Here is a 311-nt window from a genome sequence, read left to right as displayed (position 1 = left end):
CATAGATCGGGTCATCGAAGCGGTAGGGCGAATACTCCACAAGGCGCTCGTTGTTGGAGCCTGCATTGCACTCCACTGCCGCCACGATGAGCGGGTTATCTGTGTAGTCCAGATAATCCGCCACGCCCCAGCTCTTGCCGTAGGTGGCATCCGCATCAAAGAACACATTCTGGCCGTCGAACATATACAGCACCGGATACCGGCGCTCCGGGTCGGATTCGTACATGGTGGGCAGGTAGACATACACCCGGCGCTGCTCCACGCCGTTCACCGCAGGTTAGCTGACGCTCCATTTTTTGACCATTTTCCAG

At 57.2% G+C, this 311-nt stretch carries 1 protein-coding gene; it reads right to left on the bottom strand.

What is annotated here, in order from left to right:
• The coding region (locus tag P0G09_RS17640) for an alpha/beta hydrolase-fold protein (protein ID WP_275253320.1) at window positions 1-271 on the bottom strand (271 nt) is incomplete at its 3' end.
• Between the last annotated feature and the right edge of the window lie 40 nt (window positions 272-311).

This window comes from Faecalibacterium sp. DFI.5.82, assembly GCF_029076575.1.
GTDB classification, from domain to species: domain Bacteria; phylum Bacillota; class Clostridia; order Oscillospirales; family Ruminococcaceae; genus Faecalibacterium; species Faecalibacterium duncaniae.
This window is presented reverse-complemented; position numbering and strand designations above follow the sequence as displayed.